The following is a 26,930-nucleotide window of genomic DNA, read 5'->3' as shown; positions in this document are numbered from 1 at the left end:
TGGAATAACGTCGCTGAAGTTCGTTAGATTTCGAGTTTGATGCTAATCCGCGATTTAAGGCTTGTCAGATTCGTTAGATCTCCGACCCGGCGAACCTGCCTTTCAAAAAGCCCACAACAGCCATCGAAAGGTTGTTCTGACCGCGGAGTGCGATAGTGCAGCCCACCTTATGTTTAATGACTATAACCCATCAAGAAACAGTGGTCTCCTCCCCATTTCCGAAACGGATTACCCATACCGGGATCAGCTTCAGCCCATCCTCAATGCTGGACGGACGGTACGCCGGATACACGTCTACAACCTTCCGATTGGTTCCCGCCACCTTCTGGATGAGCGCCTTCAGCTTGTCCCCGCCGGGCAGGGTGACTGATTTCTTCGTCTCCGCGCCTTCATTCAGATATTCGAGCGAACGTTCATAGCTGGATACCGTTTCCTGCTGCATCTCCATGCTGATCGTACCGAACCTGAACTGCATCGAGTCCATAATCGGGAAGCTGCTGTAATATTGCTGGAACTGAAGCTTCGTCTTCGTATCGGTTGTATCCAGCATCATGCGCGAACGACCTTTCCAGCCACCGTGCTGATTCACAAAATCAACCGCGGACAGCGCATCCTTCGCTGCATCAATCTGTCCCGCAGGCGGCGCCGCCGGATCGGTGTAGCTAATCCAGCGCTGTTCTTGCTTCACTTGCAGACTGCGTTTGCTGTCTGTATAGATCTCCGATCCATCCTTTTCCCGAATGTTTCGGGTCATGCTTGGATCAAAGAATAAGCTGCGCTGCATTTGCTCGACAGTGAACTGGCCTGTAGGCACGTCAGCCTCAATCGTTTCCAGTGGTTCTGCCGGGATATAATACCCGCCGTCCATCAGCATATAAGGTGTCCAGCTGCTGCCGAAGTCGACATGCTGCTGCACGTCCTGTACCGTCAGATCCGCCTGCGTCGCCTCGTAGACCACATCGCCTTTGGCGCTGAAGAACAGTGCGTGAGCCTTTGTTTCATTTTTGGCGGTATAGATCGAGATCCGGTTAATCGTTTCCCCTTGGAAGAGGGAGTCTGTCCCGAGCCGCATTACGCGCTGCAACAACGCTACAGGGATGCCTTCCTTGAACGACAGCTCAAAGCCAGGATTCTCCTTCCGAATCTGATCCCAGTTGACCGATTGCACGCTCCGACGCTGGAAATCATCAAACGTACGTCCCTGCAACCGTGAATAGATCAACTGATAGAATGTATTGCCCGGATAAAACACCGTATGTTTGTCCTCTCCCAGATGAATAACCATCTGATCAGGGAATATTAAATCTTCAATATTGCGCTCCTGGCCCATATTCTCGGTTTTCACATAGTTCGTCTCTGATGTCACAATCGAATCACCACCACCGGGCAAACGATAGATCAGGAAGTAACTTTGTACCAAACTGGCAACGACGAGGGAAGCAAGCACCAGGGATTTAATCCGCTCTTTCAAGGTGCTCACCTCCTTCCTCACGCATAGGCAGTGTGAACGTTACCGTTGTCCCCACGTCCACCTCGGACTCCAGTGAGATATTGCCATCATGGGCCTTCACAATTTCCCGGGCAATGGACAACCCAAGCCCTGTGCCGCCCATACTGCGGGAACGAGCCTTGTCTACCCGATAAAACCGTTCAAAAATGCGATCCAAATCCCGCTGTGGAATTCCCATCCCCGTATCGGTCACCGATATGGCGAGAGTATGATCATCATTGCGTCTGGCTGCAATTGTAATCGTGCCACCTTCGAGCGTGTATTTCAGCGCGTTGGACACAACATTATCAAGCACCTGATCAATTTGGTCGCGATCCAGCGGAACCGCTGGAATCCCGTTCTCTACAGAAAGCACAGGTTGAATATCCTTCTGATGCATCTGGAACGAAAAACGATCCGACACTTCTTCCAACATCTCCATGATGTCGGTTGGCTGTTTGCGCAGCATCGCTTCCTTGGAATCGAGCCTGGACAGATGCAGCAAATCCGTAACCAAGCGAATCATACGCTCCGTCTCATTCTGGATTACCCCAACGAATCGTCCAGCGAGCTGCGGATCTTCCAGAGCTCCATCATCCAGCGCTTCCGCGTAGCTCTTAATGGTGGTCAGTGGTGTACGCAGCTCATGAGAGACATTCGCCACGAATTCACGTCGTGAAGCTTCCAGTTCTTCCTGCTCCGTGACGTCCTGAAGCACAGCGATCGTACCCGTAATGCCTAGCTCACGACGATGAACCGGTGTAAACGTCATGCGGATGACAACGGGATCTTCCTGTCCCGCAGGCGCAATCTGAAGCAGCGTCGAACCTGTAAATCCACTCGCTAACGCTTCTGCATCTTCCGGATCTATGCCCAGCAATACCGCAAAATGCCTTCCTTCAATGTCCGCCGGACGCATGCCCAGAATGCTGCTCGCACGGCGGTTCACCAGAATGACTTTGCCATATTCGTCCGTGGCCACCACGCCATCACTCATGTTGGTTAGAATGGACGTAAGCTTCTCCTTCTCCTCTTCGTTCTGGGAGAGTGCATCCCGGAGCCTGCTCGTCATATAGTTGAATGCCCGGCTGAGCTGTCCAATCTCATCCGTTCCGAATACAGGGGTCTGCTGATCAAAGTTTCCTTCCGCGACCGCCGTCGCCCTTCGGGTAACTTCCTTGATCGGCTGCGTTATCGTATGTGACAGAATGACACCAAGCACTGCGGTTAATACCAAGGCAATCAAAATGCCGGAGATAAAAATCTTGTTAATGCCCTCCATTGTGGCATATAACTCATTCATCGAAGCGGCGATGTAGACCGCGCCGACAATCTTGCCACCGGACAGTACCGGCTTGGCAACGACCTTTTTGCGAACATTATCCTCGTCCACAATATATTCCTCATTGTCCCGAATGCCTTGCAGCGCACGGCTGACAACGGTCTGGGTGTTTTTGCGCCCAACATAGTCTGAATGGGAACTTAGCGAGGTGGTCAGCACTTTGCCGCTGGCATCCAGCACCTGAATCTCGGCGCCGTTAATGTTGAACAGGTTGTTTACCAACACACGCAGGTTTTCCGTTTTGTCCTCGCCGGCCTCAGCTTCCCCACCAGCCATCGTCTCCCCTACAAGCACAGAGAGCATCTCAGCCCGCGCCTGCAAATCCTCAGTGAAGTTGCTGGTCAGTGAGTTCTTCATTGCACTGACAAAATAAACACCGATCAATTGCATCGCAATCAGAATCAGCAGTACATAGATAATAATCAGTTTCGCCTGAATCGTTCGAAAGAACGAAAATCGCGAGAAACGTCCCATTATATCCCCACGCTTTTGGGACTGCGCACGAGATATCCCAGCCCGCGGCGAGTCAGAATCGTTTCCGGTTTGCTCGGGTTCTCCTCAATCTTCTCACGCAGACGACGAATCGTAACATCCACGGTACGCACATCCCCGAAATATTCATATCCCCATACCGCCTGCAGCAGATGTTCACGTGTCATGACCTTGCCGGAATGCTTCGCCATATAATAGAGAAGTTCGTACTCACGGTGGGTCAGATCCAGCGGTTCGCCGCCTTTGTAAGCTGTATACATGTCCATATCAAACGCCAGATCAAATAAACGCATGACCTGCTTCTCCTCGTCTTCTGGCGCTTCAGCTGTGATGGCAGGCTTCTGGCGTCTGCGCATCTGTGCTTTCACCCGGGCGAGCAGCTCGCGCGTACTGAAAGGCTTTGTCACGTAATCATCCGCGCCCAGCTCCAGACCGAGCACCTTGTCGATCTCGCCATCCTTTGCGGTCAGCATAATGATCGGCATCTCCAGATGGGCACGCACCTCGCGGCACACATCCATACCATCCTTACCTGGCAGCATCAGGTCCAGCAGCATCAGATCCGGCTTCTCGGATAACGCCAATTCAACCGCACGAATGCCATCAAAAGCGCAGATGACCTCGTACCCCTCTTTTTCCAAATTAAACTTCAGAATGTCCGCAATGGGCTGTTCATCGTCCACCACCAAAATCTTCCCCTGCATCGGCTGTCTTCACCCCTATATCCTGCTTGATCCGCCTGAGCGGTCTATCTCTCTTATTCAACTTATATAAATTGTGTTTCCTACGATTTCATTGAATATGTCTATATCATATGGTTTGTTGCCTATAGTCTATAGTTTAACATACCTGGAGCACCGTCACATCCCGATCAGGGCCAATGTACAGCCCAAACTGAAAAATTTTTACAGCAGCAAAAAACAAGGCCAGCATCAACTGCCAACCTTGCCCCGGGTTGCGATATAACTAGTTCAAGTATGTCAACGGATTTTCCACCGTTCCGTTCTTGATAATCTCAAAATGCAGATGCGTTCCGGTCGAACGGCCCGTGTTGCCCATGACGCCGATGCTCTCACCTTTTTCGACGACTTGACCAACCTTAACACCGATGCTGTTCAAGTGCCCATATAGTGTTTCGTATCCATTACGGTGGTTAATAATAATCACATTGCCATAACCACTCTTTTGTCCTGCAAAAGTAATCACGCCCTCATCAGACGCTTTCACGTCCCGGTTACCGACAAGATCCACACCTTTGTGCTGGCGACCCCAGCGTTGTCCAAAGCTGCTGCTCATCGTAGCGTTCGATACTGGCCAAGCAAATTCGCCTGTACCTTCACCGACCACTTTGGTTCCACTCAGGACTACTTCAGTAACCGCTGCTTTGATGACTTCCTGGCCAAGCCATTCTTCCTGAACGACTTCTCCATTTTCCTTCGTTATCCGATATTGCATGCTCTTCAGACCGCTTTGACCTGGACGCACCACTTTGGTTGTGCCTGCTTTGAGCTCAGCACTTTTGCGTACTTCCACCTGCGGTTTAATCTCAATCTGTTCAACCACCTGCTCAACCGATTTAACCGTAACGGCTGGCTTTGGCACCGTCAGCGTAAGCTCGTCCCCAATTTGCAGCGACGTTTCTTTGATGCCCGGATTATGTTTGCGAATCTCGCTTTGCGTAATTTCGTATTTGGCAGCAATGGAAGAGATCGTATCTCCTTCACGCACGACATAGGTTACAGGCGCGTCTTTACCAACGGTTAAAGCTTTAACCGCCTCGGACACATCCCATATTTTGTTTGGATCAGCCTTCACCACATCTGTCGCTACATCTTCCTTGATGCCTACCGACTTCAGCGTAGTACTCGGCCCCTCGGCTTTCTTCGATGAGTTGGCCGATACCGACTTCGTCTTGAGCGAACTGCGCACAGCCGATGCCGATATGTACTTGTTCTGCACTTGTTCCAGAATCGCGTCTGCTGTTGCCTGATCCTTCACAATGCCGATCACTTCACCGTCTACCTTGAGCTCTACACCCTTAGCATAGGCGGTAAGCATGTCGCCGAGCTTGTCCAGCGTCTCATCACTGTTCACTACGGGTTTGTATGCTTTAATGGTTTCGGTCGTGATGCCGTCTGTGTTCAGCACCATTTCCGCTTCTGGATATTTATTTTGGAATTCCTCGGTTTTGTCTGCAAATAATTTCTGTAATTGCGCCTCATCCGTGATGGTGCCAATCTCATTTCCTTTAACCATCACTTTATAATATGGAACGGTGTTTGCAGCAACGTATTGTTTGCCTGCGAATCCGATCGATGCAGCGATGAATAAACCGCATGCTGCTGTAATGATCCATTTGCGCGAGGCCAGAACGCGCTTTTTGTTACTACTGAAGTTGGACATGCTCATGTTGTTTTTGTCTTCGGCCGTCCGGTGTTCCCCGGATTGTTCGTGTTCCCGGTTCTTGCCCGGTTGGCGTATGCCTCTGAAACCTTTCATGATTCTCTCCTTTTCAGCACTTCTCAGTTCGCATTTCTGTCAAGACATCACCCATTGTGTCTGTCCCATGCTTGTCGATATTTGTATTCGGGTGTCCGCAAATCAGGACTTTAGCTGCGCTCATAAAAGTGTCAAAATTTTAACCTTTTATCACACCCGTATACTTTAACACAGGTTTTACACTCATTTCAACTGTACACGTCATAGGGCAAAGCCGCGCCACGCTTGGTTTTCCTGTATTATCCATAAGATGGAAGATCAATATTCTTCCCCGTAACCCTCTACTTCAGGTATACTATGTACTTTTGATCATTTTTTAAGACTAGGTTCTAAGACCCACTGAAATGTGTTTTCTTTTTCATAAAAATACAAATAGAAAATCCCTCGCCAGATCATCTCTGGTGAAGGATTTTGTTAAACTCTTGCTATATAGTGCCTCATATGGTTGAATTGTATGCTTATTCCGCCTGAAGGACTTCCATCAGATTATCGTATTCTTCGCTCGTCAGATATTTGGAGATCACCTGCTCAATATCGCGCAGCTCCTGCTCAGTCAGGCCACCTTCCATGGCGCCTGAGATTTGCTGCATTTCTTTCTGAGGCAGCTTGTTCATCAGCAGGCTGAAAATCTTTTCTTTTTCCTCCAGCGGCAGCTTGTCCTTCTTGCCTGTGATGTCATCGGGAGATACTACAATCTCATCATTTCCTGAAGAAGACGTACCATTGGAATTCGTACCTGTTCCGTTGCCCGATGCTGTACTGTTGCCCGTTGTTGTCCCTGAATCGGTTCCAGCATTTGAACCAGCATCTGCGTCTGTTCCCGTGCCTGAGCTCCCCCCTGGACTCAATCCCGTAGCAGAAGAGTTCGTTCCCGAACCTGCTCCTTGGCCCTCGTTTGTTCCCGTACCCTGTCTTGAGCTGTTGCCTGTATTCGCGCCTGTTTCTCCACTTTCTGTTCCATTGACCATGACAGAGATCGCATCTTCTGGAACGTGTTCCTCCTCCGCTCCTGCTGGCTGATCTGTCGTGCCCGTTCCCGGCTTCTTCTCTTCACTGGATTTACCACCCAGTGCACCCTGGAACATGGCCGTTAATCCCATGGGCTGGCCTTCCCACTGAATATTGAAACTCGCCAGCAGCGATTTTACATATGACTGAACGATTAATCCGGTTGTCAGCAGGGTCAGTGAACTGACCAGCATCACGGTAAGCAATATTTTAATGAACCATTGAAGCAACTTCATTCCCGTTCTCTCCCTCCGTTTTCCGACCCTATATCACATTCGATGTTCAGGATCTATGAGTCTACTGTTAACCAGTATTGACGGAAATTCGGGGATTATATCAGGGAGATGTGCGAAAAACCCCAGATATCGCTATTTGAGCGATATCTGGGGCTCTATGATGCCTGTATAGGCATATCATTTGGATGAACGTTTAACTTCGTATTGCCAGGTTAAGCTAGCTGCTTATTCGTAGATAGGAAGAACCTGATTCGTTTGCTCACGGTTACGGCCTACAGAGAAGATGGCAATTGGAATGCCTGTCAGTTCGGAAACACGTTTTACATAGTTCTGTGTGTTCACAGGCAGGTCTTCCAGCTTCTTCGCCGAAGTGATATCTTCGCTCCAGCCTGGAAGCTCTTCGTATACCGCTTCACATTCTGCCAGCATTTTCAGGCTTGCTGGATAGTGAGTGATAACCTCGCCACGGAATTTGTATCCTGTGCAGATTTTCACCGTATCCAGACCTGTCATTACATCCAGGGAGTTCAGGGACAGACCCGTAATTCCGCTGACACGACGAGCGTGGCGAACAACAACACTGTCGAACCAGCCCACACGACGCGGACGTCCAGTTACAGTACCGTACTCATGTCCGGTCTCACGAATTTGGTCACCAACGGCATCATGCAGCTCTGTCGGGAAAGGACCATCTCCTACACGTGTTGTATAGGCTTTAGCCACACCGATAACCTGCTGAATACGGGCTGGGCCAACGCCAGAACCGATACATACGCCGCCTGCGGACGGATTGGATGAAGTAACAAATGGATAAGTTCCTTGATCAAGATCCAACATCACACCTTGTGCACCTTCGAACAATACTTTTTTGTCCTCATCGATGTATTCGTTGAGCACAACGGATGTATCACGCACATAAGGACGCAGAATTTCTGCATATCCCAGGTAATCTTTCAAAATTTCTTCTACATCTACAGGCTCGCCGCCATAGACTTGCTCGATTACACGGTTTTTTTCTTTTACCAGATGACGCAGTTTCAGTTCGAACTCTTCCGCATCCAGCAGATCAACCATACGAATACCGATACGGGCTGATTTGTCCATGTAACATGGGCCAATTCCCTTACCTGTTGTACCGATTTTGTTCGGCCCTTTGCTCTCTTCTTCCAATGCATCCAGTACCATGTGATATGGCAGGATGATGTGTGCGCGTTCGCTGATAGACAGGTTTTTGGTCGTAAAGTCATTGTCATGAATATAGTTAATTTCTTCGATGAGTGCCTTCGGATTGATAACCATACCGTTACCAATTACACATGCTTTATCTGTGTAGAAGATACCCGATGGAATCATCGTCAATTTATATTTTTTGTTATCGATCAGAATCGTGTGTCCTGCATTGTTACCACCTTGGTAACGAGCTACCACATCTGCGGATTCCGCCAAATAATCCGTAATCTTGCCTTTACCTTCGTCTCCCCATTGCGTTCCCACTACAACTACCGTTGACATAGTACATACCTCCGTGGGTGCCTTGCGCACCTTTGTATTGGTCTGTCCGTCCTCTATCTCGGCAGGAATTTGAAGTGAAATTACCAGCGGAGAAGCGTGCTAACGGACAGTGAAAATCCCCCTCGGTTTACATCCAAGGGAAGGTTTTCGCTGCTTTAACGCAGCAGTACTAGTGTACCAGTCCCTTTTTTCAAAGTCAAATCAAATGGCGAACAATTAGATATCCTCCAACTCTAATGTTCGGAATTGAGTCCATATTCCGACGCAAAAAACCGGCGAAGCCAGTCAAAGCTTGCTTGACGGCTAACCCCGGTTATACGCTACGCATTCAAATCCAACGCTATATGTCGCATTCACAACGTACTTATGAGTTCATATGATCTAATGATAGATGCCGGGACAGACGATTTCACTTCCTGATCGAAGCAGTCTGTGCCTGTCCCCTACATGGCAAAGGCGTCATTATGTGCCCGCTCGTAGTTAACGAATTTATTAAAGTTTTTCAGGAAGACCAGTTCCACCGTGCCTACCGGACCATTACGCTGTTTGGCGATAATAATCTCGATAATGTTTTTCTTCTCGGTCTCCTGGTTGTAGTAGTCATCCCGGTACAGGAACGCTACGATGTCGGCATCTTGCTCGATCGAACCCGATTCCCGCAAGTCACTCATCATCGGACGTTTATCCTGACGCTGCTCTACACCCCGGCTCAGCTGAGACAAGGCAATAACCGGAACTTCCAATTCCCGACCAATCTGTTTCAGTGTACGCGAAATCTCGGATACCTCTTGTTGACGGTTCTCGCCGGCTTTACCACGTCCACTAATTAGTTGAAGGTAGTCAATCAGAATCATGCCAAGGCCTTTCTCTTTCTTGAGACGACGGCATTTCGCACGAATGTCAGCTACGGTGATCCCTGGCGTATCGTCAATGTAGATATTTGCTTCATTCAAGGCTGCAATGCCCATCGTCAGCTTCTGCCAATCCTCATCACCTTTGAAGTCACCCATACGCATGACACCCGCATCCAGATTGGCCTCTGCACAGATCATACGCTGTACGAGCTGTGCGGCTGACATCTCCAGACTGAATATCGCAACCGTCTCCTGCGCACGAATGGCTACATTCTGAGCGATGTTCAGGGCGAAAGCGGTCTTACCTACAGATGGACGTGCCGCTACAATAATCAAGTCGCTCCGCTGGAATCCGGCGGTCATCTTGTCCAGATCGATAAACCCTGACGGAATACCCGTCGTCGTTCCCCGGTTCTGATGCAGCGTCTCCACACGGTCGAACACTTCCATAAGTACATCCTGTATGGCTATAAAACCACTACTGGAACGTCGGTTGGAAATCTCCAGAATTCGCCGCTCTGCTTCTCCAAGCATAGCCGCGACATCCTCGCCGCCCGTGTATCCTTCACTCACGATCTGCGTAGCCGTACGAATCAGGCGACGCAGCATGGATTTCTCTTCGATAATCTGAGCGTAATAATCCACGTTCGCAGCAGTCGGAACACCATGAGCCAGCTTGGCCAGATAACTGACGCCGCCGATGTCCTCAAGCTCACCTTTATCCTTCAGTAGCGAAGTCAGTGTCACGAGGTCAATCGGTTGATTTCCCTCGCCAAGCTGGATCATCGCTTCAAAAATTAATTGATGGGGTTTATCATAGAAATCCTCGGTTTGCACCCGTTCCATCGCTGTAATCAGGGCTTCGCCCTGCAACAGGATTGCACCCAGCACGGCCTGTTCGGCTTCCAGGTTCTGTGGGGGAATCCGGTCGAATAACATTTCGCCGCCCATCTTACTCCTCCGTTACCTGTACCTTCAAGGTAGCCTTCACTTCAGGGTGAACCTTGACGGTGACTTGCGTTACGCCGAGTGTGCGAATAGGCTCGTCCAGTTCAATTTTGCGTTTGTCGACTTTCAGACCTTTCGCTGCCAGAGCTTCTGCGATTTGTTTGCTTGTGATTGCACCGAACAGACGGCCGCCTTCGCCGGCTTTTGCCTTCAGTTCAGTCACTTCAGCTTCCAGCTTTTTAGCCAGCGCTTCCGCTTCTGCTTTCTCTTCCTGCTTACGTCTGTCTTCCGCTGCCTTCTGGTTGTCGAGTGTTTTCATGTTTCCGTCTGTTGCTGGACGTGCGATTCCCCGTGGCAGAAGGAAGTTCTGTGCATATCCCTCGGACACTTCCTTCACTTGTCCTTTTTTGCCTTGACCCTTCATATCTTTTATAAAAATGACTTTCATTCGAACAAACCCTCTTCCTTTTCGATTTCAGCCAGTACGTTCGTCAGCCGTTTTTCCGCCTCTCCAAGCGTTCCTTCAAGCTGCACGGCAGCATTCGTCAAATGTCCGCCACCGCCCAGTCGTTCCATGACCACCTGAACATTCATGCGCCCCAGCGACCTCGCGCTGATGCCAATTAGTCCATCCGGGCGTTCACTAATGACAAATGAAGCGACCACGTCGGTCATATTGAGCAATGTGTCCGCCACTTGGGCGATCATCATCTGTGGAATCTTGTTGCCAGGGTCCGTGACCGCCAGCGCAATGTTCCCGTATACCATTTTAGCATGCTTTATGATTTCTGCCTTAGCAATATATTCTGACAGATCTTGTTTCATCAGCCGCTGGATCATAATGGTGTCTGCACCACTACGACGCAGGAAGCCTGCCGCTTCAAACGTTCTCGATCCCGTGTGAAGTGCAAAATGCTTCGTATCCACCGTAATTCCGGCTAATAACGCCGTCGCTTCCAGCGGAGTGAATTGTACCTTGTCATGAATATACTGAAGAAGCTCAGTTACCAGCTCTGCTGCAGATGATGCATAGGGTTCAAGATAGATCAGCACTGCATCGTTAATGAATTCTTCACCCCGACGGTGATGATCCACAACCACGACACGTGTAGCGGATTGAACCAGTTTCGGCTCCATTGTCATGGATGCCTTATGCGTATCGACAACAACGAGCAGCGTATGCTCCGTCATCATCTGCGTTGCCTGTTCCGGTGACACAAAGGCTTTGGACAGCTTCTCATCCTTATTCACCTGTTCCATCATGCGTTCAATGGAAGGATTTGGCCCATCCAGCACAATTCGTGCCTCCACATTGTACAGACTTGCCGCTTTCCATACCCCAATGGACGCGCCAATCGCATCCATATCGGGCATTTTGTGACCCATGATAATCACCCGGTCGCTCTCCTGCATCAGATCACGCAATGCATGCGCGATAACCCGGGCTCTTACCCGTGTACGTTTCTCCACAGCGTTGGACTTCCCACCGTAAAAGGACAGCCGTTGTCCAGATTTTACGGCAGCCTGATCACCACCACGGCCAAGTGCCATATCCAGACTGGACTGAGCCAGTTCTCCCATCTCACTGATGGTATCCGAACCAAATGCCAGTCCAACACTTAGTGTCATCGGCACCTTAAGATCAGCTGTCATCTCCCGGACTTCATCCAGAATGACAAATCGGCTCTGCTCCAGTTCCTGCAAAGACTTATAGTTCAGCATCATGAGATAACGATCAGAGGAAAGGCGGCGCAGGTATACCTCGTACCGCTTCGCCCAGGACGTGATCTCACTTGTTACGCGGGCAATCAGTGCAGTCCGCTGCTGATCATCCATACCCTGGGCTGCTTCGTCCAGGTTATCGAGAACCAGAATGCCTAGTGCCATGCGTTCATTCTCATATTTATCACGAAGAATGGCTAGCTCCGTAATCTCGTATACATATACATACCGTTCCTGCGGGTTATGGATAACTCCATAATATCGATCATCCAGTTGGAATTCGTCATGAAGTTCCTTGGAAGGCTCCTTGGTCCCATCCTTTTTCTCCTTCGGTTGAGGAAGTTTGGGAAATAAATTTTGCAGCGGATTGCCAACCATCGTCTTCTCTTGGAACATGTCCGCGACGAAGCGGTTATGCCACTCTACGGTACGATCTTCGCTGTACAGCACAATACCGAATGGGAGCATACTGACCGCTTCCCCCTCCATCCGCTTAATCCGAATGGAGAGGCCATTAATGTAGTCGTTAAGCTCACGGCGGAACGCTAGCTCCGCCTTAATCATGACGATTCCCAGCGCCGAAGCCAGTATCAGACTAATCAAACCAAGCGTCCAGTTGTAAATGGTCACGAACATAACAAGCAGAAGCAGCAGTATGAACGCCCATACGGTATAGTAGCCGTGCCAGCGTTTCTTCAGAAATTTAGGCATGACTCATCACCCTATCGTTTTGGTTTCGATATTGCCTCGCGAAGCGGGAACGCCAGATCGATAATCCCGATAATCCGCAGCGGTCCAATGAAGAAAACTGCCGCCGCCAGCAAATACGGTACAACCGGATTCCATTTCTTTGCATGTGAGAGAAAGAAGAAGAATCCGATGGCTTGAATCATGAAGCCCAAATTGATTAGAGGCGACAGGTTCATGGCAATCATGGTCCAGTACGTTCCGTCACTCTGCCTGGATATCACTTCGAACAACAATGCCAGGAAGTAATACCAGATCAGGGCACGCGGCATGCGCCATTCACGCGCAGGTGGAAATTTCGGTACAACCACGCCCATAACGTTCAGAATCGGACGTGCAATGAGATGTGTGATTAGAGCCATGACCAGAGACGTGACCACCAGGGCAAAAGGAATCATAAGCTGCGTCTGTCTTGCAACATCCTGAGTCATTTCAGGTGTCCATACAAACCCATTTACCATCTGATTGGATGTATTCGTCAGCGGTTCAATCGTCAATCTGACCACATCATTAATATAACTCGACAAATCAAACTGGAAGATTACACTTCCAATCAACAGGAGCAACAGATATTCGGCCAGCATGGCTCCACTTCCGGCCATTAAGGCGTACAGGGCCGACTTCTTTTTCTTATACGCATTGCCCATAACAATGGCGGGCAGGGTGAACAAAAGCAGCAATAACAAATAAATCGGACTAAATATGACCAAAATAATCGCCACTGGGACGAGATGCCATATGAAAGATTTTACCGGTAATGAAGCATACAAAATAACTCCAGGTATCATCATGAAAAATATGGCCAAAACCGATAAAGGAGTTAACAGCGAAAGTAGCAAGAGCAGATAAACTACGCTCCAGACAGCTGATTTAAAGCTAAACTTCAACAAATTCACCTCTTACGCATGTGATCTTCTAGCGCGGAAATATCCTGGTACCAATCTTCCAACTGGTGACCTTCCTGTTTATGCTTTTTCAATTTCTCAACAAGCAGTGCATCCAGATCCTTGAAAGGAATACCGAGCCTGCGGCCCAATATGTAACTACTCATCATCAAACTGGCGAGACTGTCCCCGATTCGGGTTGTACTGCCTTCCCATAACGCTTTGAATAATCGGGATACCTGATCAAGCACTTCGGTTTTAAGCCATTCAATCACTTTTGCGCGTTTGGCTACATCCAGTTCCTTAGGCATATTGGCGAAAGTCACTCTCCCCCGAAAAAGCTTTATTCTCCATTATAGCATAAAAAGGGGGGCCGCAAAATTATCCCAAAAAGCGGAGAAGTCCTCCGAAACTTATCTCAGGTACTTTGCGGGGACCCCGTACAACGAATTCGTATTTTATCTTGTCGAAAATTCATTTAAGTTCAGCTGTTCTTAAGTTTAACATGATACCGGACGGCTGTGATTATCCACGCTGTTGCAACAATATCAAAATTTATTTTGACTTACTTCACTTTCATCGATTCCTTAGCTACAATGCCCTCGCAATACTCAATAATCTGACTCCGTCTTACGATCCCAATAAAGCGCTCCATATCATCGACGACCGGCACAAAGTTCTGAACTTTGGCCAGATTGATCAAATCCTCCATGTTGGCTTCAATGGATACCGGCTTGATGTCCAGCCGAAGTGGAACGTCTTTGAGCAGAAATTTTGAAGCGTTTTCAAATGTAATCTTTCCCTCGGAGTTCTTCATATACCACAACAGATCACCTTCGGTAACCGTGCCAATATACTTGCCTTCCTTATTCAAAATGGGCACCGCCGTGAACCGATGATATTCCATCCGTTCCAACGTTTGCCGCAGAGTAGAATCCGACGTTACGCACGTAACTTCTTGTTTGGGCAGCAAAAAAAATGCGATGTTCATACCCTTACGTATCCTCCTTGTGAATTTCATCATTCAGCTTATTACATTCAACTTACATAGTACGCATTAGATCGCAAGATGTTCCAAAAGGCAGGATTCCTTCTACAAAGTAAAAAAAACAGCAGCCCGCCAATAAACGCACTGCTGATCGATGTTAAAACATAACGTCTGTATGGAATTGGTTACTCGATCTTCTGCCGGTCAGGAATCATCACTTCACCGGCTGGGGTCGACTCATCCATCCAGTTGTTAATCAGCTCTTTGGCATATTGGACGTCTTTCTCATCTGCCTTGCCATAATAAATTCCGTCTTTCCGCATCCCTTCGCCCAAAATAGTGAAGCTTGAGATTTGCGGTTTTTCCTGAGTCAGTACCTGCTTGGCCAGATCAATAATGAAGGAAGGCTGCATATCCGTCTGGAAGCTGTCTCCCATAATCTGAATTAATTCCGGAATTTTGCTGATGGCGTTCAGATTAAGCATCTCATTGGCCATCGCATTCAGGAAAATCTGCTGCCGCTTGGTACGATTAAAATCGCTATCCTCACGGTATCTTACATAGTAAAGTGCTTCCTGACCGTCATAGATCGGCTTACCGCCTTCTATTGTGAACTGTACATGTTCAGGGTTCTTGTTCACAATGTCCTCATCAATCGGCAGCTTCACGCCCCCAAGTGCATCAACGACTTTTTTAATCCCATCAAAGTTAATCGTTGCATAATAACCAACATCCGCATCGAGAAATTTCTCCACCGTATTGATAGACATATTCTCCCCACCGAAGGCGTAGGCATGCGCGAGCTTGTCATAATCATCCTCGCCATCCTTGTTGGCATCACGCCCAACAATCTGCACATAGGTGTCACGAGGAATGGAGACCAGGAGCACGCGTGATTCTTTGGGACGAACAACGGCATAGATGACCGTGTCCGAGCGCCCACGTGTTTTCTCATAGGCACGTTTGTCTGAACCTAGAAGCAACACCGAGAACGGTTCTTTGCGATATACTGTTGGGTCAGGCGTATTGTTGCCCTCCTGCGGCACATAGGAACGGGACAATTGATCTTCAACTGAACCAGCGAGAAACAGATCGAAGGCCGCTACAGCAAGCTGCTGACGAAACAAATAGCCCCCGATTAACAAAACAACGAGCGATACGAGCGTTATATATAGACCTTTTCTTCTTTTCTTCTTCTTATCTTTAGTTCTGCTTGTCATCCATCGATTCCTTCTTCACTGTCAAAATGAAATTCGATACTACTACGATATAAGTTGAATTTAACTTGTCCTGACCCCGCAACGGTACAGTGTTAATTAAATCGAACAACTTATATACTTACCATTAAACGTGCGCAATGGCTTGTGACACGGTGTTCTCTGAAGTTTTCTCTATCTGAAAAGAAAACGCCGCTCACGCTCGTTCTATTGTAATCATTGCTGGGTGATGAAAAGTTACAATACGGTTAAATTAAAAAGAACAGCGCTCCTTTTTTACTGGCAAAAGGTGCACTGTTCTCTTGATGTGGAATGTCCATCCATTCAGTTTGTTGAGGCTATCTCTACCTGATTCTTCTTCTCTTTATGACGCTGACGTCCTGTAATCAACGCAGCGACCAGCGTGAGTACACTGAAAATAACCGCAGACCAGAACAGCCCACTATAACCCTCGCCGGTTGTCTGATGTAGAGCCTGTAGCAGCACATCTCGAATGCCCGGATCAGGGATTTGGGATAGTCCCTCCGTTAAGCTGGAGATATCGCTCCCTGAAGCCGAACCGCCGCCAGACGCATATTGTTGAAGCGCTTCGGGCGGCACCTGAATGCCCTTATCTGCGAGACCCTGCTGAATATTAGATCCCAGGTTGGAGAAGGAGCGAGCCAGAAAACCGGCAAAAATGGTTGGCGCGATCGCCATAGCCATCTGACGGAACAAGGAACTGGTCGCTACTGCGATGCCCTTGTTGTTCTCTCCCGCTTGCTCAGTAACGAGCACGTTCACTGGAGCTCCCAGCATCATACCGAAGCCAATCCCCACGAGTACACTCGCAATCACGAATTGCCAGATATGCTCTACCCACAGCGGGAAGAGCAGGAAGCCGATTGCCGACAGCAAACCTGCTACAGATAACGTCCAGATTGGCCCTTTGCGGTCAACCAGATAACCGCCACCACCCGCACCAATGCCTGAAGCCAGAGCAAGCGGTGTAAACCAGTAGCCGGAGGCTGTGTTGGATACCCCGAGGTATTGCTCAACAAAGCCTGGAATGAAGATCACAGATGCCAGAATGGCTCCTGAGAAAAAGGCAATCAGCAGCGTCCAACGAAAGGACGCAATGCCCAGAAGTTGTGTAGATACAACAGGTTCACGTTGTGATCCTTCCAGCCTTTTTTCAAGAAAGTAGAAGACGACCAGAATGACCACACCTGCCAGGAAGAAGCCATAGAACGTCGGTGATCCAAGACTTCGCAGCATATTTACGCCATCCAGGTTGCTGAAGCTGTACATCAGACTGAGCACACCCAACGTCAGGACCGCGATACCACTCCAGTCCACCGCCTTACGGTGCAGCTCCTGTTCTTCATGAATATAACGGATGCCTGCAATAAACAACAAAATGGCGATCGGTACATTGATCAAGAACAACCAATGCCAATTCCCCGTAATGTCGAGGATAAAAGCACCGATATTCGGCCCAAGAATCGCGGCAACCCCGTTCATGCCTCCCAGAAGACCCAAGGCTGTACCCTGACGCTCCGCTGGGAACTTGCTTAATACGTAAGAGCTCGCAATGATAAAAATCCCGCCACCACCCAACGCCTGGATGACACGAGCAATCAGGAAGAAGGTAAACGATGTGCTTAACGCAACGAGTAAAGACCCGATTCCGAACAAAGCTACTTCAATCAGAAACAGCTTCTTGCGTCCATAACGGTCGGAGAGCTTACCCGCAATGGGCACACTCACCGCAAGTCCGAGCGTATAGAGCGTGATTGTCCATGCTCCCCATGTCGGCGACACGCCAAACGACGCATTTAAAGTCGTCAGGGACGACGTAATAATTCCGTTATCCAGCGCAGCCATAAACACCCCGATAGCAAATAGGATAAGCGGCCATTTCATTTGTTTTTGCATCACATGTTTCCTCCCCGTCAGATTGCAATCCAGTAGCGTAAGGCTGTAATGATACATATATATTAAACCTAATCGTACATTAATGACTCACTGGTCATTTTAAACAAAATGATTTCATATGTCAATTTATTAATATACTTGTATTCCTATTCACTCATTCCCTGCTCTACCAAATAAAACCGTCCCTCAGGTTGGATGAAACCCATGGGACGGTCTTCTTTGTTGAACTAACCTACTATTGCTGCATCAGGTGACGGTTCAGAAATTTCTCAATAGCACGATACAAATCCAATTGATTTTCAACATTGCCGAAGCCATGTCCCTCATTGGCTTTTAGCATATAAGGCACATCTACTCCACGCTTGCGCAGAGCCTCCACGATCTGATCAGACTCAGCCTGTTTGACACGCGGATCATTAGCACCCTGAACCACGAACAATGGGGCTTTCATCTGATCGATATGGAACAGTGGTGAGACAGCTGTCAGCAGCTCCTTGTCTTTCTCCGGATCACCCATACGTTCATAGAACATGTTGCGCTCCGATTCCCAGTAAGGTGGCAGTGAATCCAGCAGCGTGAACAGATTGGATGGTCCAACATAGCTAATTCCAGCAGCATAAACTTCTGGTGTGAATGCCAGTCCTGCCAGGGCAGCATATCCACCATAAGATCCACCGTAGATGGCTACACGCTTCGCATCAACTGTTCCCTCTTTAACCAGCCAATTTACGCCGTCTGTGAGATCGTCCTGCATCGCTTTACCCCACTCTTTGTTCCCGGCATCCAGGAATTCCTTACCGTATCCAGTAGAACCACGGAAATTCACCTGTAGTACGGCATAGCCGCGGCTTGCGAGAAATTGAATTTCCGGATTGAAGCCCCACGAATCCCGGGCCCAAGGTCCACCATGCGGAACAACTACCAATGGCAATTGGGAAGCCTCAGCTCCTTGTGGGAGGGTCAGATAACCATGAAGGGTTAAACCGTCACGTGACTTGTACGTAATGGGTTTTACATCCGACATTTTACTCTCATCAATCCAAGGTGCCGCGTCAGCTAATTTATCCAGCTTACCCGTCTTGGAATCGTAGAAGTAATACGTACCCATGGTTTTATCGCTATAGGCAACGAACAGAACCTGACCTTCTTCACTTATGTTTGAAATGCTTATTTCTTTAGCCGGAACTTTCGCCTGGATATCCTGCATCAATTTTTTGAAATCATTATCGAAGTATTCATAGTTAACCTTGTCCGTCTCATAGACAGCTGCAAGGATTGTGCCTTTTTCTTTAGAAGGAACGAAACTGGATACGTCCACATCTTTGTTTTCATAGATGGTTTTTGTTACTTTTTTGCTGCTTGGGCTGTATTCGACAATCGCTGTTTTATCCCGCTCCAGATTGGATACAGCATAGATGTTTTTGTTATCATACGTGAACATCACCGGCGCAAATGTTTCTCCAAGCTTGGTGGTCATCAAATTTTCAAATGGTTTATCTTCCGATTCACGATACATCAACGAAGAGACATTACCATCACTCGATATGGCCACACGGATTTTACCGTCATGGTCTGTTAACCAGCCCGTAATATTGCCCGGATTCTCTGCAGCAAGCACAGCCTCACCTGTCTTGATGTTTATCCGGTACACATCAAAGATCCGCGGATCACGTTTGTTCATGCCCACTAGAATTTCATCCGGAATGTTCTCCAGCGAGTCTACCAGGATCGCTCTTGTATTCGGAAATGGTGTCAGATCTTTGCTGTTCTTCCCATCGATATCCGTTACATAAATATGATAGTTCTCGTCCCCTGCTTCATCCTTTACGTACAACAGCTTATCCTTTGTCGCCCATACAAATCCCGCTATACTGCGCTCTGTCTCACTCGTGATACGTACTGCCTTGTCCTGACCATTCTCTTTCACCACGATATTCATTCGGTTGTTCCAAGGCTCCATGTAAGCCAGATGTTTACCATCCGGAGACATCTGGAATCCTGCTTGAGCCGGCTGTTTGAAGAAGTCTTCCAGAGGTGTGAGACCTTCTGACTGCACATCAAGTCCAAGAGCAAGATACAGTGCGTCAGCAAACTCACCGTGGGTCACCGAATTTTTGGCGTTAAAGGCGCTGCCTTCGATAATAAAATGCTGCTTCAAACGAATGGCATCCTCCGTATGAACCTTCGGAATCTGCGCCATATCACTGTATACAACCTGAATGCCATTATCCTTCAGTTCAAACGCCCGAGTAAACAACGATGCCATCTGTGCTTTTGTGAGAGGTGCATCTGGTGAATAACCTTTGGCTTGTCCTTGAATAAGACCACTTTGCTTCAGTGCGTAAATGGCAGAAGCAGCTTCATCCTTAGCCAACACATCTGCGAAACCAGTAAGAGACGCTGGAGCATCCAGTTTAAGTACACGCTGCAGGATGATTGCCGCCTGAGCACGGGTAATTGGCGTTTGTGAGTCTTTCATTCCATCTGTTATGCCATCTATGTATCCCAGTTGCTGTAGTGTCTGTGTTGCCTTCGAAGCAATGGATTCAGCGACTGTCGACGTAGGCTTCACCGCTTCTGCTGCCTGGACCGCTGGTTGAATCAGAGCGATTGACATCGCCATGGTAAGCGTGAGAGCATATACTTTTTTACTCACTGCGTTCAAGTTATTCCCCCCTTTAAAGTGAAATACATCATAATTTGGAATTATACGTAAATCATTTTACCATGATACACCATTGGTTAACAGCGGTAGAGCCCCTAAGTTCCATTACCCCTTACTTTGAACCGGTAAATCCATAATTGAATAGCTTTCGTGTCTCGATAAAACGTCCCTCACGACTGTCCGATCCCAGTACAACGGAGATCAGTCGCTTGCCATTTCGCTCCGCCGTTCCAACGAAGTGATAGCCGGAATCCACATCATATCCGGTCTTCAATCCATCGTTCCCATCGTAAGCATAGGGTCCGCCAATAGAGGACAGCATCCAGTTGGTGTTGCTCATGTACATTCCCTTTTGGTGCATCGAAACTTGCATTTGGCTGGAAACTCTCAATATTTCGGGATAGTTACTCAGCAGATAACGTGCAAGCTTGCATGCATCTACAGCGGTCATTACAGTCTGGCCTTGTATTTCCTTCGGACGATTTGGACCAAGTAGTTTTTCGCTTATACCTGTTGCATTGGTAAACACTGTCTTGTCGGACAGTCCGATCTCTGTAGCCTTCTGATTCATCTTTTTTGCAAAAGTCTGCTCTGTCCCACTGATATGTTCAGCCAGAGCAATAGCAGCGTCATTCGCGGAATAGACGGCTACAATCTGGAATAGCTCCTGCACAGTGAACTGCTCCCCTTGTTTCAAACCCAGGTGGCTGCCACCTACTGAACTTGCATATAGGCTGATATTTACAGGGTCGTCCCAACGCAACTCTCCGTTAATCACAGCTTCCATTACAAGTAGTTCTGTCATCAGTTTACTGATTCCTGCAGGTGCAATCTGTTCAGAACCGTTAAAGTTGATTAGAATCTGCTCGGAGTTCATATCCATTAGTACAGCCGATTCAGCTTTAATCCCCGGTTTGCCCACCAGCATGTCCGGTTTTACACCCAAATATATAATAACGAGTAGAGCCAGAAGCATTCCTGCCCGTATCCACCATCTTTTCATCGGAAAATCACCTCTTACAGATATAGACGAAGTGAAGAGGCATTTTGTCTGCACTTTTTTGAAAAAAAGTTAAATTTTTTTTATTTTTTTGTTACCAAAAAAAACATGGACCCCCTACCCCCATGCCAGAGTGTACGGAATCCATGTTTTTAAGGAATTATTCTAAGGGTATAACTTTAAATATCGCAGTATTCTATCTCCTATTTTCCAATCAAAAGCTCAATTTAGACAACAAGTGAGTTACCCTAACATTAGTTTGCCTGTGTATCAGTAATTAAGATATAAATGCTCTGTCAGTTACATTCTGAGCATTCGGAAGCGAACGTGTTTTATAGTCCAACATCCAATAGATTCCGACCATTATAACTACAAAACCACTCCATCCAATAACCTCCCTTCCATCCACCATCTGACCCACAATTCCTCCTATTAAGGAACCAATAGGCATAGCAATTCCACTCAGGCTATAAGCAGCTGAAAAAACTCTTCCTAGCAGATTCGTAGGTATACCCTTTTGCAGATAAGTATTAATCAAAATGTTGGTTACACCACCAGGAAACCAAGCTAATCCGTATACGAATATCATCAACCACGGATAGGGACAAAAAACAGAGAGCGTCCACAGCAAGCCACTAAGCATGAAAGCTACGGCATAAATTTTCCCCATTCCTATTGATTCTAACCTAAGATAAGGTGCCGACAAAGCTCCTAATAAACTTCCCAACGCTTGGGCCATTAGCAATAAGCCATATATCTCTGCACCTCCATATCCCTTACTGAATTGCGGCAAAACGACAAATGTTGCACCGCCCACCAAATTAATCAGGATTATTCCAAAAAGAAGGCGTGAAACTGTTTTGTTAAATAAGATTTGAATACCTTCTGTGAGTTCAGAACCATATTTCTTGACAATCTGTATTAGATTGTTAGGTTCCTCTCCCCTTGACTCAAGGTGCTTGACCCTGGAGACTTTAATCATAGCAAAGAGGAGCGTACTCATCATGAACATAACCGAATCAAGAAGATAGATGGAAATTGCCCCAATAGATACCAACAGTATTCCTGCGAGAGCGTTGCAGCCTGTTTCAATGCCTTGATTGGCAAAGGTGAACATGGAATTAGCCTTGGAGAGATTTCGATCCTCAACAAATTGTGGTAGGGAGGACATCTGGGCCGGATAGACAAACATGTTGAACGTGGAGATAATGGGAGAGACGATAAGAACAAGACCCACAGTTAGGAAACCCATGTAGTGAGCAATGGGAATTAATAAAAGCAATACCGCCTGTATTAACTGTGTATAGATTAGAAGAGAACGGATATTAACCCGATCGATTATAGGACCTGAAAAAAATTGAATAAACCTAGGAATTATCGTAAGAAACCCAGCTAATCCTGTATAAAAAGTAGATCCTCCCAATTCAGAGACCAACCACATCGCTGCTACGGCATAAAGGGAATCTCCGATATTCGTGACCACTCTCCCAAGAAACATGAGTAAAAAATTACGGTTACGCAGCATACTCATTGTTACACCTCCGTATTGTCACCTGTTTCTTTTTTCTCCTTTGTTGACTTAATCTGGATTCCTACGCTATACTCCTGACTTATTGTTAAATCCTTATCCGTCATATGCATTGACGTTTTATCCACCCACCTCTCAAGCAGCTGTTTAAATTCTTCATGTAATTCATCCTTTTGATCGTTGGTAAGATCCAAACGAAGGATCAATTTGGTTACATTACTCGAGTCAAACTCATCAGCCAACACGGGATCGACAGCTCCAGATCCTATCGTATTGAACCATTTAGAGCGGGACAGGTAATACTTTTCAGTAACTCCGCCAACTTTCTTTTCCTCCACCATCTTAATCAGTCCACCATCATACAATTTCATCATATGGTAATGGACATTCCCCCCTGATTCTCCGAGCATATCCGCTACTTGTTTTGCCGTCCTTGGAGTATGTAGCAACTGTTTAATAATTCGTACTCGAAGCGAATGCCCCAACAGCTTCGCTTGCTCAATAGAAATGTTAAAAGATTCATCGCCGCTCATTCATGTTACCTCCTCTTCAAAAGTAATCACATTAACGATCTGATTTTATAGATTGACGATCTGCATAATTAGATTATCATGCTGATCCGATTCTGTATACCCTTATTTTTCCTAAAAATTGCTTAAATTTTTATCTTTTCTTTTGTTCAATACCTGCTCGACCCCGTTGTTATATGATAGAATTTTTTTCATATGTCGACCCTTCCTAAAAATAACGTTCTGTAAATTATGATGTTTTCTATCTCCGTACGTGGGGATGTATACAATACATTTAAGTCATGTGAAACTAAAATTATGATTTTATCTAAATAACTTTTATATAAAGTTCCCCTTTTATTGTGTTAAAAACAAAAAAAGCACAACTGACGGCAATATTGCCAATCACTTGTGCTTTTTTAAGATGGCTTTCCAACTCGTTCAGAACCCCAATTCCTTAAGCTGGACATGCCCATATTTAACTCTTTACTCGTTAGACCAGGTGACAAGCTACAAAATGTTGAGATCCAACATCACGATATTCTGGTACTTGTTGTTTGCAAATATCAGTCGCCAGCGGACATCGCGTATGAAATTTGCAGCCGGACGGTGGATTGGCTGGACTCGGAATGTCCCCTTTCAGGACAATTCGCTCACGACGCAACGTTGGATCCGGTATAGGAACTGCAGACAGCAGCGCCTTGGTATATGGATGAAGCGGATTGCGAAACATTTCTTCCTTGCTTGCCATCTCTACCATGGAACCAAGATACATAACCCCGATACGGTCACACAAATGCTCCACCACACTAAGGTCATGGGAAATGAAAAGATAGGTAAGCTGTTTCTCCTGTTGCAGATCACTCAATAGATTTATAATTTGAGCCTGAATAGATACATCCAGGGCGGATACAGGCTCGTCCGCTACGATAAAATCAGGATTCATAATCAATGCCCGAGCAATACCGATACGCTGTCGTTGTCCGCCGGAAAATTCATGTGGATAACGATCATAATGATAGGCCGCAAGCCCGCAAATTTTTAGTGTCTCAATGACTCTGTCCTTCACTTCACTCCGGCTACATAGGCCATGGTCAATAAGAGCCTCACCAATGGCTTCGCCTACCTTGATTCTTGGATTAAGCGAACTAAATGGGTCCTGGAACACAATCTGCATTTTTGGTCGAAGGGAACGCAGCTTCGTTTTATCCAATGCATGTATGTCCTCACCCTTAAACACAACCTTGCCATCCGTCTTATCCAACAAACGGAGGATTGTACGACCAATCGTACTTTTACCGCAACCGGACTCGCCTACAAGTCCGAAAGATTCACCTTTATTAATCTGAAAAGAGACGTCATCTACGGCTCTTACGTTTCCAACTACCCGTTTAAATACTCCGCCAGTGATTGGAAAATATTTTTTGAGATTTTGTATCTCGATCAATGCCTCAGCCATATTATTTCGCCCCCTCTTCATACAACCAGCAAGCAACTTTATGGCCAGTAGCGTCAGTATGTAGAGGTGGTTCCTTCTCACGGCATACATTCATACAAAACTCACATCTGTCGTGGAAGTGGCAATTCTGTCCCAATTCAATAGGATTAGGAACCTGACCCGGGATGGAATACAGTCTATCCTGCTTCTGATTGATCACTGGCTTGGCTTTTAACAAGCCCTGTGTGTATGGATGCTTGGGTGACTTGAACAGCTCGTAAACCGAAGCCTCTTCAATCACTTTACCTGCATACATGACAACCACATAATCGGCCATTTCTGCAACGACTCCTAGATCATGAGTAATTAGCATAATGGACGTATTTATTTTATCTTTGATGTCACGCATCAAGTCCAGAATCTGAGCCTGAATCGTAACATCCAATGCAGTTGTCGGCTCATCAGCAATTAAGAGTTTAGGATTGCAACTCAGCGCAATTGCAATCATAATTCGTTGCCTCATGCCACCACTGAGTTCATGCGGATAAGAATCATATATTTTCTCAGGGCGAGGAATTCCCACCAATGTAATTAACTCGATCGCGCGCGCCTTTGCTTCCTTACGGCTCAACAGTGTATGGAGCAATATGGGTTCGGTAATTTGCTCTCCAATCGTCAGTACCGGATTCAGAGAGGACATCGGTTCCTGGAAAATTACAGATATATCATTACCACGAATTTGACTCATATCACCTTTGCTAAGCTTCAGAAGATCCTTGCCTTCAAACAATATTTCCCCGCCCGCAGGAGGGGTATCCACGAGGCGCATCAGAGACATCGCTGTAACACTTTTTCCGCAACCTGATTCACCCACAACACAGAGAGTCTCTCCTTCACGGATATTGAAACTCACGTCATCGACGGCTTTCACGACTCCAGCAGAGGTATGAAAATGCGTTTTGAGATTACGGAATTCAACTAAGTTTTTTGCCATATCGCATCTCCTACTTCTTCATTTTTGGATCAAGCGCATCACGCAGTCCGTCACCAATCAAGTTAATCGCTACAACCGTTATTAATATGCATATTCCCGGAGGAATCCAGAGCCATGGTCTTTTACGGAATTCGATAATACCGTTCGCCTCAGAAATCATATTCCCCCAGGATGGAGTTGGTGGAACTACCCCAAGTCCCAAATAACTTAGCGCAGATTCAGCCAAAATTGCAGAAGCCACACCCAGCGTAGCGGATACAATAATAATTGGAACAGTATTGGGAAGTAAATGTCTAAATATTTTACGCCGATCGCGTAATCCTAGTGCCTCAGTAGCTTGCATAAACTCTTGCTCCCGAAGCGTTAGAATCTGTCCACGAACCAGTCTTGATAGACCCGGCCACGACAGAACACCCAGAATCAGCATCAGAAAATAAATCCGGTCCTGTGGAGGTACCTTCAAATCAGACAACAACGCCCCTAAAATGATTAGAAGAGGCAGCGTAGGAATCGACATAAAGATCTCAGCAATACGCATGATAAATGAATCAATAAATTTTCTGTAAAATCCCGCCAAGGCACCGAGTGTGGCGCCTAAAACAACTGAAATAACGGTAGCGACCACTCCGACCATAATCGAGATCCGGCCAGCCAACATTACGCGCAGTAACACATCGCGACCCAACTTGTCTGTTCCCAACCAGTGCGCGCTGCTCGGTGATTGGTTTTTATCTATTACCTTATAATCGTTTATGTTATACGGAGAGATCCACGGTCCAAAGAAACAAATGAGAACCATCAATACAAGTATTAAAAGTCCTGCTAATGCGAGCCGATTCCGGGAAAAGCGTCGTACTGCAATCCGCCAAGGAGAATCGGGCTGCTGGACAGGAACCTGTGCTTTCGATTTTAGTGGTGCAGCCTCAAGTGACAATGATATC

Annotated in this window: 21 protein-coding genes; all 21 read right to left on the bottom strand. The window is 47.0% G+C overall.

Features of this window, described 5'->3' with window-relative positions; all coding sequences use genetic code 11:
• Positions 1-190: 190 nt before the first annotated feature.
• On the bottom strand, positions 191-1,471 hold the full coding sequence (locus BMY78_RS19195; RefSeq protein ID WP_090902705.1) for a YycH family regulatory protein: 1,281 nt from the start codon (positions 1,469-1,471) through the stop codon (positions 191-193).
• Positions 1,455-3,305, bottom strand: coding sequence for a cell wall metabolism sensor histidine kinase WalK (gene walK / locus BMY78_RS19190; RefSeq protein WP_090902703.1), 1,851 nt, complete (start codon positions 3,303-3,305; stop codon positions 1,455-1,457). Before walK ends, BMY78_RS19195 begins: the two co-directional genes overlap by 17 nt.
• Entirely contained in the window at positions 3,305-4,027 is a 723-nt protein-coding gene (gene yycF, locus BMY78_RS19185) for a response regulator YycF (RefSeq protein ID WP_062327757.1), read from the bottom strand. Before yycF ends, walK begins: the two co-directional genes overlap by 1 nt.
• 262 nt (positions 4,028-4,289) lie before the next feature.
• Positions 4,290-5,822, bottom strand: coding sequence for a peptidoglycan DD-metalloendopeptidase family protein (locus BMY78_RS19180; RefSeq protein ID WP_090902701.1), 1,533 nt, complete (start codon positions 5,820-5,822; stop codon positions 4,290-4,292).
• A 458-nt stretch (positions 5,823-6,280) separates the two neighbouring features.
• Positions 6,281-7,066 carry a dermokine domain-containing protein gene (locus BMY78_RS19175; RefSeq protein WP_090902699.1) on the bottom strand — a complete coding sequence of 262 codons (786 nt, stop codon included), beginning with the start codon at positions 7,064-7,066 and terminating at the stop codon, positions 6,281-6,283.
• Between the two features lie 225 nt (positions 7,067-7,291).
• Positions 7,292-8,578 (bottom strand): adenylosuccinate synthase, encoded by a 1,287-nt coding sequence (locus BMY78_RS19170; protein ID WP_090902697.1) that lies wholly within the window; start codon positions 8,576-8,578, stop codon positions 7,292-7,294.
• Positions 8,579-9,021: 443 nt separating this feature from the next.
• Positions 9,022-10,383 (bottom strand): replicative DNA helicase, encoded by a 1,362-nt coding sequence (dnaB, locus tag BMY78_RS19165; RefSeq protein ID WP_062327745.1) that lies wholly within the window; start codon positions 10,381-10,383, stop codon positions 9,022-9,024.
• 1 nt (position 10,384) lies between these two features.
• A complete protein-coding gene (gene rplI, locus BMY78_RS19160; RefSeq protein ID WP_090902695.1) occupies positions 10,385-10,828 on the bottom strand; it encodes a 50S ribosomal protein L9 in 444 nt (147 codons plus the stop codon).
• Entirely contained in the window at positions 10,825-12,813 is a 1,989-nt protein-coding gene (locus BMY78_RS19155; protein WP_090902693.1) for a DHH family phosphoesterase, read from the bottom strand. Before BMY78_RS19155 ends, rplI begins: the two co-directional genes overlap by 4 nt.
• An 11-nt stretch (positions 12,814-12,824) precedes the next feature.
• A complete protein-coding gene (locus BMY78_RS19150) occupies positions 12,825-13,745 on the bottom strand; it encodes a DUF2232 domain-containing protein (RefSeq protein WP_244192795.1) in 921 nt (306 codons plus the stop codon).
• A complete protein-coding gene (locus BMY78_RS19145) occupies positions 13,742-14,044 on the bottom strand; it encodes a MazG-like family protein (RefSeq protein WP_024629547.1) in 303 nt (100 codons plus the stop codon). The genes BMY78_RS19150 and BMY78_RS19145 overlap by 4 nt, the downstream gene beginning before the upstream one ends.
• Positions 14,045-14,298: 254 nt before the next feature.
• A complete protein-coding gene (locus BMY78_RS19140; RefSeq protein ID WP_090902691.1) occupies positions 14,299-14,724 on the bottom strand; it encodes a CBS domain-containing protein in 426 nt (141 codons plus the stop codon).
• Positions 14,725-14,906: 182 nt separating this feature from the next.
• Positions 14,907-15,941 (bottom strand): LCP family protein, encoded by a 1,035-nt coding sequence (locus BMY78_RS19135; RefSeq protein WP_053781967.1) that lies wholly within the window; start codon positions 15,939-15,941, stop codon positions 14,907-14,909.
• A 321-nt stretch (positions 15,942-16,262) separates the two neighbouring features.
• The gene (locus BMY78_RS19130; RefSeq protein ID WP_090902689.1) at positions 16,263-17,855 is read right to left on the bottom strand and encodes an MFS transporter; all 1,593 of its coding nucleotides are present in this window, start codon (positions 17,853-17,855) and stop codon (positions 16,263-16,265) included.
• A gap of 235 nt (positions 17,856-18,090) precedes the next feature.
• Complete coding sequence (locus tag BMY78_RS19125; protein ID WP_256222284.1) at positions 18,091-20,511, bottom strand: S9 family peptidase; 2,421 nt, start codon at positions 20,509-20,511, stop codon at positions 18,091-18,093.
• 121 nt (positions 20,512-20,632) lie between these two features.
• Positions 20,633-21,523 carry a D-alanyl-D-alanine carboxypeptidase family protein gene (locus BMY78_RS19120; protein WP_090902685.1) on the bottom strand — a complete coding sequence of 297 codons (891 nt, stop codon included), beginning with the start codon at positions 21,521-21,523 and terminating at the stop codon, positions 20,633-20,635.
• Between the two features lie 274 nt (positions 21,524-21,797).
• On the bottom strand, positions 21,798-23,051 hold the full coding sequence (locus BMY78_RS19115) for an MFS transporter (RefSeq protein ID WP_090902684.1): 1,254 nt from the start codon (positions 23,049-23,051) through the stop codon (positions 21,798-21,800).
• Between the two features lie 2 nt (positions 23,052-23,053).
• Positions 23,054-23,581 carry an ArsR/SmtB family transcription factor gene (locus tag BMY78_RS19110; RefSeq protein WP_090902682.1) on the bottom strand — a complete coding sequence of 176 codons (528 nt, stop codon included), beginning with the start codon at positions 23,579-23,581 and terminating at the stop codon, positions 23,054-23,056.
• Between the two features lie 469 nt (positions 23,582-24,050).
• Positions 24,051-25,016, bottom strand: a complete 966-nt coding sequence (locus BMY78_RS19105; protein ID WP_090902680.1) for an ABC transporter ATP-binding protein — start codon at positions 25,014-25,016, stop codon at positions 24,051-24,053.
• A 1-nt stretch (position 25,017) separates the two neighbouring features.
• A complete protein-coding gene (locus tag BMY78_RS19100; protein WP_090902678.1) occupies positions 25,018-25,989 on the bottom strand; it encodes an ABC transporter ATP-binding protein in 972 nt (323 codons plus the stop codon).
• 10 nt (positions 25,990-25,999) lie between these two features.
• Positions 26,000-26,923, bottom strand: coding sequence for an oligopeptide ABC transporter permease (opp4C, locus tag BMY78_RS19095; protein WP_090902676.1), 924 nt, complete (start codon positions 26,921-26,923; stop codon positions 26,000-26,002).
• Positions 26,924-26,930: the final 7 nt, after the last annotated feature.

The organism is Paenibacillus sp. OK076 (assembly GCF_900110055.1).
Lineage (GTDB): Bacteria > Bacillota > Bacilli > Paenibacillales > Paenibacillaceae > Paenibacillus.
This window is presented reverse-complemented; position numbering and strand designations above follow the sequence as displayed.